This is a genomic window from Arthrobacter sp. 05N428_2 (assembly GCF_056397065.1).
Window position 1 is genome coordinate 340,822 of sequence record NZ_JBFTMR010000002.1, and the last position, 7,251, is coordinate 348,072.

8 protein-coding genes are annotated in these 7,251 nt (G+C 66.6%); 3 read left to right on the top strand and 5 right to left on the bottom strand.

The window, feature by feature from the left end; genetic code table 11:
* Nucleotides 1-70 precede the first annotated feature (70 nt).
* Nucleotides 71-1,528, top strand: coding sequence for an FAD-dependent monooxygenase (locus AC1DGI_RS03305; RefSeq protein WP_476897771.1), 1,458 nt, complete (start codon nucleotides 71-73; stop codon nucleotides 1,526-1,528).
* 50 nt (nucleotides 1,529-1,578) lie between these two features.
* Nucleotides 1,579-2,043, top strand: coding sequence for a phage tail protein (locus AC1DGI_RS03310; protein WP_476897752.1), 465 nt, complete (start codon nucleotides 1,579-1,581; stop codon nucleotides 2,041-2,043).
* Nucleotides 2,044-2,049: 6 nt separating this feature from the next.
* Here AC1DGI_RS03310 and AC1DGI_RS03315 read toward each other — a convergent pair whose 3' ends face one another.
* Both AC1DGI_RS03315 and AC1DGI_RS03320 read right to left on the bottom strand, forming a co-directional pair.
* Nucleotides 2,050-2,448: a nuclear transport factor 2 family protein gene (locus AC1DGI_RS03315; RefSeq protein ID WP_476897753.1), complete on the bottom strand. Its 399-nt coding sequence runs from the start codon at nucleotides 2,446-2,448 to the stop codon at nucleotides 2,050-2,052.
* Nucleotides 2,449-2,878: 430 nt separating this feature from the next.
* Nucleotides 2,879-4,066 carry a TerC family protein gene (locus AC1DGI_RS03320; protein ID WP_476897754.1) on the bottom strand — a complete coding sequence of 396 codons (1,188 nt, stop codon included), beginning with the start codon at nucleotides 4,064-4,066 and terminating at the stop codon, nucleotides 2,879-2,881.
* Between the two features lie 203 nt (nucleotides 4,067-4,269).
* Between AC1DGI_RS03320 and AC1DGI_RS03325 the strand changes: the two genes are divergently transcribed.
* On the top strand, nucleotides 4,270-4,449 hold the full coding sequence (locus tag AC1DGI_RS03325; protein ID WP_441401899.1) for a VOC family protein: 180 nt from the start codon (nucleotides 4,270-4,272) through the stop codon (nucleotides 4,447-4,449).
* Between the two features lie 58 nt (nucleotides 4,450-4,507).
* Here AC1DGI_RS03325 and AC1DGI_RS03330 read toward each other — a convergent pair whose 3' ends face one another.
* The 3 genes from AC1DGI_RS03330 to AC1DGI_RS03340 all read right to left on the bottom strand — a co-directional run.
* Nucleotides 4,508-5,356, bottom strand: a complete 849-nt coding sequence (locus tag AC1DGI_RS03330; protein ID WP_476897755.1) for an SDR family oxidoreductase — start codon at nucleotides 5,354-5,356, stop codon at nucleotides 4,508-4,510.
* Nucleotides 5,357-5,428: 72 nt separating this feature from the next.
* Nucleotides 5,429-6,130 (bottom strand): DNA alkylation repair protein, encoded by a 702-nt coding sequence (locus AC1DGI_RS03335; RefSeq protein WP_476897756.1) that lies wholly within the window; start codon nucleotides 6,128-6,130, stop codon nucleotides 5,429-5,431.
* 88 nt (nucleotides 6,131-6,218) lie between these two features.
* The coding region (locus AC1DGI_RS03340) for an HNH endonuclease signature motif containing protein (RefSeq protein WP_476897757.1) at nucleotides 6,219-7,251 on the bottom strand (1,033 nt) is incomplete at its 5' end.

Sequence of the window (7,251 nt, forward strand, 5' to 3'; positions counted from 1 at the left end):
CATGCCGCACACTGGCTCAGACGTGCCCGGAAGGGGCGAAGGGACACGGCATGGAGAGGCCGGGGTTGTGATGGTGGATGTGATCGTTGCCGGAGGCGGTCCGACTGGGATGATGCTGGCCGGCGAGCTGGCTTTGGCCGGGGTAGACACGGCGATTCTGGAGCGTCGCCCGACGCCGGAGCTGGTGGGCTCGCGTGCGGGAGGATTCCACTCGCGGACCATCGAAATCCTCGATCAGCGCGGAATTGCCGACCGGTTCCTCGCCGAGGGCAAACCCGTCCAGGCGGCATTCTTCGGGAACACGACGCTGGATGTGAGCGACTTTCCTACCCGGCACCCCTATACCCTTGGTCTGTGGCAGAACCATATTGAGCGGATCCTGGCCGGCTGGATCGAGGAGCTGGGTGTGCCGGTCTGCCGGGGGACCGAGGTGGCGGGCTTTGCCCAGGACAACGGTGGGATCGACGTACACCTCGCCGACGGCGGGACGATGCGTGCGCTCTACCTGGTCGGCGCCGACGGCGGGCGAAGTGCTGTCCGCAAGGCAGCCGGCATCGAATTCCCCGGCTGGGACGCGACGCGTAGCAGCCTGATCGCCGAAGTGGAGGTGACCGAGGAGACGCCGGCGGGCGCCCGCATCGACGAGGTGGGAATCCATGGGCTGCACCTGATGGAGGACGGCCGCACCATGCGGGTGGTGGTGACCGAGAAGCGGCTTGGACCGGCAGTCGAGCCCAGCCTGGCTGATCTCGGCAAGGCCTTGACCGACATCTACGGCACCGACTTCGGGATCCACAATCCGACGTGGATCTCACGGTTCACCGACGCGACGCGGCAGGCCGCGGCCTACCGCAGCGGCCGGGTGCTGCTGGCCGGGGACGCCGCGCACATCCATGCCCCGTCGGGCGGGCAGGGGATCGGGCTGGGCATCCAGGACGCGGTGAACCTCGGCTGGAAGCTCGCCGAGGTGGTCAAGGGCACTGCGCCGGACAGCCTGCTGGACACCTACCACGCCGAGCGGCACCCCGCCGGGGCGCGGGCCCTGAAGCACACCATGGCTCAGTCGGTCATGCAGCGCGCCGACCCTCGGATCGGCGCGCTGGCCGATACCGTAGCCGGCCTGCTGACAATCGATGCGGCCCGGAAGCAGCTGGCCGGGCTCATCTCCGGCCTGGACGTCCGGTATGACCTCGGTGAGGGGCACCCGCTGCTCGGGCGCCGGATGCCCGATCTCGACGTCGTCGCCGCGAACGGCACGCTGCGCGTATTCACCCTCCTGCACGACGCCCGGGCTGTGCTGCTCAACCTCGGCGCGCCGGGCAGCATCGGCCCGGGGCTGTGGGCAGATCGGGTTCAGTTGGTGGACGCCACGTACGACGGCGGGTGGGAGCTTCCGGTGATCGGTTCAGTCAGCGGACCTGCGGCCGTGCTGATCCGGCCGGACGGGCATGTGGCATGGACGGGAGACGGGACCCCGCGGGGGCTGGAGGACGCGCTGGCCAGATGGTTCGGGCCGGCGCGGCACTAACCCGTCGTCGCGTTAGCATTGGTCCCAAACAGGTCTTACCAGGAGGATGCATGCCGTACACCGTTGACTTCAAGGACGTCTCTACTGTCGGCGTGGAATCGTCGCCGGTCGCCGAGGCCCTCGCCGGGTTGCGTGCCAACGAGGCCCGCTATTACCGAAACAAGTACGACCACGCCTTTACGGTGAGCCCCGCCGGCGAGGTCCCAGAAACGGTCGAACGGGTCAGCCGAGTCCTCCGGGACGAGCGCGACATCGTCATCGGCTCCCGCCCGCTCGAAGCAACCTCCTTCGAAGTTGACGGCCTGCGGATGGACTACGTTTTCTACGAGTCAGGGCTGTCGATCAATGTCATGTACAGCATCGAGGACGGCGGGAAACGCGCTGTGGGATTCAAACTCGCGGACGGCATGGATGTTCCGGAGGAGTTGGAATCCAAGTTCAAGTTTGCCCGCCAAAAATCGAAGCTGGCGGGCGTTATCCGCGGCTCCTACTTCGTGATCAAGGGTGAATACTGAACGCCCTCAGGGCCGGATCTGACCGCGCCGGGCGTTGGCGGTTTTCAGCGTCTCATTGACGGGAGCGAAAGCGACCCTGTCCAGGAGAAGTTCGACGTCGCGGATCTTGCCAGCCTCGATGGTCAACAGTTCGATGCACCGGACAGCGCCAGCAGCCGTGTCGGTGACAAAGTCGTAGACGACGCAGGCACGGTCCTCCGAGGTGAAGACCTCCCGGACCTCGTTTCTAACCAGCACCGGGAGAAGGCGCTTGAGCGCCGTGGTCCAGCCTTCCTTGCCGAATGTGGCGCCGGCGAAAGTGGCCGCGAGATCGTCATCGAGCAGGTTGCCGACGGCCGCCATGTCGTGGGAGCCAACGGCCTCAATATAGGAGCGTGCCACTCTGTCGACACTGGAATCCAGCACGAGCGTTCCTTCCGTGTGCGGCTAGTTCACCGCGTTTTCTTCGAAGCCTAGCCACACGACCGAGACGCTGAAAAGGTGTGATTGGCCAACGGCCGAGCTTCAGCGGGCGGCAACGGCTGAGCACTACGATCCACGTCCAGGATGGGAGACCCCAATGTCACCGGTACGGCCTTTTGACCATATCGGCATCACCATTGACCTCGGAGGGCTACGGGCTGGTCGGAGGTGTCGGCGAGTACGAGCACAGTTGGCGGACGGCCTACGTGCGCGGTCCGGAGGGCATCATCGTCTCGCTGGCGGAGCGCATCGGCTGAAGCGGCCGCAGCCGACCCGGCGACTCGGGCCTGAGCTGCGGTAAGGCACCCGCCGTCGTCGTCGAGCTCGACACGATCCGGCGGCGGCGCAAGCTGCGCCGCCGCATCCGGCCAGGCTACCGGGCGAGGTACTGCTCGTGCTGCCGGTGTGCTTCGGCCACCTCGGCGCGGATGGTGTCTACATCCTTGGCCTTGTTGCGATACTTCGGGTCCATCTGTTCGATTTGCCGGACCTCTTCCAGCAATGCGCCGTAGATGCGCTCGCGCTCGGCGGGATCCGCGGTGTATTCCAGGTCCAGGTAGCTGACCGCATGCCGGCGGGCGTTGTTGATGGATGTTTGTGCCTTGCCTGCCTTGCTCAGCAGCGACGCCAGCACGGTGATGAACAGCGCGCCGATGATGACGGTCAGGGACAGGCCGGTGGTGATCTCAAAGACCGGAACGGGCTGGCCGGCGTGGATGAACGGCAGGTTGTTCTCGTGCAGGGCATGCAGGATCAGTTTGACGCCGATGAAGGCCAGGATCGCCGCCAGACCGTAGGAGAGGTAGATCAGCCGGTCAAGCAGGCCGTCGATCAGGAAGTACAGCTGGCGCAGGCCCATCAGCGAGAACGCCGTGGCGGTGAAGACAACGTAGACGTTCTGGGTTAAGCCGAAGATGGCGGGAATCGAGTCCAGGGCGAACAAGAGGTCGGTTCCGCCGATGGCCACCATAACCAGCAGCATCGGGGTCAGAACCTTTTTGCCGTTCTCCATGGTGAACAGCCTGTCGCCGTCGTAGTGATCGGAGGTGTGGAAGAACTTGCGGGCCAGGCGGATGATGAAGTTGTCCGCTTCGCCGCCGTGCTCCGGTTCGGGCTTGAGCAGGTTGCCCGCCGTGATCAGCAGGATGAGGCCGAAGGCGTAGAAGACCCACGCGAAAGAGTTGATCAGTGCCGCGCCGAGGAAGATGAAGCCGGTGCGGGCAATCAGCGAAAACACGATACCGAACAGCAGCACCTTCTGCTGGTCCTCGCGGGGAACGCGGAAGCTGGCGATGATGATCAGGAAGACAAACAGGTTGTCTACCGACAGGGCCTTCTCGGTGATGTACCCGGCGAAATACTCCGAACCCATGGCGGAGCCGCCGAAGATCAGGACGAGGACGCCGAAGATGAGGGCGAGGCCCACATAGAGGCCGGACCAGATGGCCGCTTCCTTCAACGTGGGAACGTGGGCCTTGCGGATATGGAAGAAGTAGTCAAAGGCCAGAAGGGCCAGAATGGCCACAATCGTGATGCCCCAGATCAGGGGAGAAACAGTCAACGGGTGCCTGCTTTCGTAGGGAGGGTAGCAGTGAGCCTCGTAAGTCTCTCCGCCCGCCGTCCGGCTGGCCGCTGCACCCGGCCAGGCTTCGGTGCCCGACGTGTTGACGTATGCAGCGCTTCGGAATACTCCCCTACGCACCTCTACTCTAACCGAGATCGGAGCCGGAGACGAGCCAATCAGCCCTGCCCGGCGCCCTGCTGCTGCAGCGCCGGCACGTCTCGTTCACCGTTGCCGACCGGGACCGGACGGTGGTGGAGGCCACGCGCCCCGGCGCCCAGGTCCTGAGCCAAAGCGACACTGAGTGGACGCGGACGGCACTGATCCGGGACCCCCAAGGAGCGGAGTTCACTGCCAGCCAGTTCACGCCCCGGTCGGGCTGAACGGTCCTTCGACCCGCGGAAGGATGGGTCTGCGCCCCGTAAGAAAGTCGCGTCCCGGTCAGTCTGAGCGGTCCGTGTCGAGAACGGTGACGTCCAGGGGCATACGGTTGGCGCGGCGCAGGCGCCCGGCCAGCACGTTGCGCACTCCGCTGGACACCATGGTCGTTTTGGTCAGATAGCGGAATTCCGCTGCGTCCGTGGTTACCAGGTCCAGGAGCGGACGCGCGGCGGCGTCGGGGGTCTGGCCCCAGAGCCCGACGACGACCTGCAGACCGCCCAGCCGACGCTCGTACCCGGCTTGGGACCTGACGTGCCCCAGCAAGTCCGTGGTTACCAGACCCGGGTTCAGGCCGTGCACCCGCACCCCGGTGCCTTGCGTCTCCCGCCGCAACGTCTCGGTGAATTGGCGGACCCATCGCTTGCTCGACGCATAGGCGTTCTGCAGCGCCACCGGCCCGCGGTCGCCTTGGCCGTAGACGTTGACGAGGTCGCCGTGGCCTTGGCCGAGGAACACTGGCAGCGCGATCCGCGAGCCGTGGAAGGTGCCGAGGATGTTCGTGCGCACCACGCGCGTGAAGTCGTCGATCGGAGTGGATGCCGTCGGCCCGAAGACGCCCGAGGTGCCGGCGTTGTTGACCCAGATGTCGAGCGTTCCGCGGCTGAGGGCCTCGTCGCGCAGGGCCTCGACGTCGGCCAACTCGCCGGTGTCGCAGCGGCGTCCGGACGCAGCAATCCCTTCCGCGAGCAGCCGCTCGACGGCGGCCGCGACGTCGTCGTCGGACCTGGACGCCAGAACCACCGCCGCTCCTTGATGTCCCAGCCGCCGTGCCATGGCGAATCCCAGACCGCGTGTCGAACCAGTCACGACCGCCACGCGGCCGCGGAGGACGTCTCGTTGCGAACCCATGCCTCCCTCATACCCGCAGCGGCCGCGGAGGGCAAGAGATTCGGCGCAGTCCGGCGGTTCCGAGGGGCCGGCCTACGTGTCCTGCTGGCGGCGCACCATCTCGGTGATCCAGATGGGCGCGAACGGGGAGGTGCAGTTCGGCGGCGTCGGGTAGTCCTTGAGTACCTGCAAGCGTTCACCGATGCCGATGGCCCGAGCTCTATGCTCGGGATGCTCAATGCCGATCTGAGCCAGGCAGTGGTTCATCGCCCACTGCAGGCGATCCGGGGCGTCCTTCATCTCTGCGTCGATGACGTCGAGCAGTCCGGCGAGGTCGAGGCCCTCGGGCTTGTTCGCCACGCGCTCGGTGGTGAGCGCCCAGCCGGCACTGGCGACCGCCGGCTCCGGATCGGCGAACCAGGCCAGGCGCAGCTCCTCGGTGTGCGGGCTCTTCTTCACTACGTAGTTCACCAGCCAGTCGTGCACCTTGGGGGTGTCCGCCTGGCGCAACAGGGTGTCCAACTCAGCGCTTTCGAACGCCTTGGGCCGGCAGATCAGGATGGCCAGCAGTCTCGCCGCGGTGGTATCCGCCTCCCAGAGTTGGAGTGCGAGTTCCTGCTGGGTCTTTAACTGCTTGGCAAGCGCGCGCAGTTTGCCGAGGTTCACGCCGTGATCGTCGCCGTGTCTCTCGTTCACCGCGCGGGTCTTTGGGTCCTCGAGGGCAGCCAGTTCGGCCAACACCTCGGCGACCGTCGTTCCTGTTCCCGTCGTCCCCGTTACCGCCGTCTGCCCCACGTCAGCTCCTGTTCATCGCGTGTGATGAGCCTACTAGGGCAGTTATTGCGACAAGCTGACGGCAAACGGTACATCCCACCTCCAGGGGTCACACCTGTTGGAACAGGAAACACTCCGGGACGGGGTCCTTGAGGGTCACTGGCCAGCCAGGATCGTCCGGGTCCGCGGCGGACAGCGGGTGCTCTGCCGTGAAGAGGTACCAGTCCGGGAAGGGGTCCTCGGGCAGCAGCTTCAGTTCGAGGTCCTGGTCGGGTTCGGGTTCTTGGTCCGGACCGGGGTCCGGGCCGGCGTCCGCCGTCATTAAGACATTGGGCCAGTGGGGTGGTTCCCAGTCCTGGTGTTCGCTGGCGTAGTGCCGGCCGGCCGGTGAGGTCCAGCCCGGCGGGTGGTCTTTACTCGCTCCGGTGGGTGTCCAGGCGGTGCTGTGTTTGAGGCCGTGGTGTTTGCGGCATGGCTGGCCCAGGTTTGAAATTCCGGTGGTGCCGCCGTCGGCCCACGCCAGCAGGTGGTCCGCCTCGTTATCCAGAGAGGTGTTGTTGCAGCCCGGGAACGGGCACTTGCCGTCCCGGAGCCGGAGCCAGTGCCGCAGGGCCTTCGGGACCCGGTAGCTGGTCCGTCCGATCTCCAGCGGAGCCCCGTCCCGCGGGTCGGTCAACACCCGGTAGAACGAGTCGGCGCCGTCCGCGACCAGGCGGCGGGCCATCGACGGCGGAATCGGACCATACCCGTCCAGTACCGCCGGTTCCTCCGTGGCACCCAGCAGCGACAGGGCCGGGACCATGATCAGGACCTGCGCCCGCGGCGACGGAACTCCACCCGCCACGCCCCCACCCGCACCACCGGCCACGCCGGTCAGGCTGTCGGGCATCCCGTTCCTGAGGAGCCAGCCTGCGGCGATGTCGGCGCGGAGCTGGGACACGGTCCTGGGCTCGTCCGGGCCTTGCAGGGTCCGGGCGGCGGCGGTGGTCCGGTCCCAGATTCCCGCGGCCGTGGCCGCCGGGAGGTAGGCGGAGAGCCAGGCCATCCCGTCCCGGTCCGGGGCGTATTCGACCCGCCGGTCCTCGGCGCTCGTGGCATGGCGTTCCTCGRTGCTGACCGGGTGGTGGCGTTCGCGCCAGGCA

Excerpts from the sequence above, each read along its gene's own strand:
- AC1DGI_RS03330 (WP_476897755.1), bottom strand. The coding sequence starts at position 5,356 with ATGGGTTCGCAACGAGACGTCCTCCGCGGCCGCGTGGCGGTCGTGACT.
- AC1DGI_RS03310 (WP_476897752.1), top strand. The coding sequence starts at position 1,579 with ATGCCGTACACCGTTGACTTCAAGGACGTCTCTACTGTCGGCGTGGAA.
- AC1DGI_RS03305 (WP_476897771.1), top strand. The coding sequence starts at position 71 with ATGGTGGATGTGATCGTTGCCGGAGGCGGTCCGACTGGGATGATGCTG.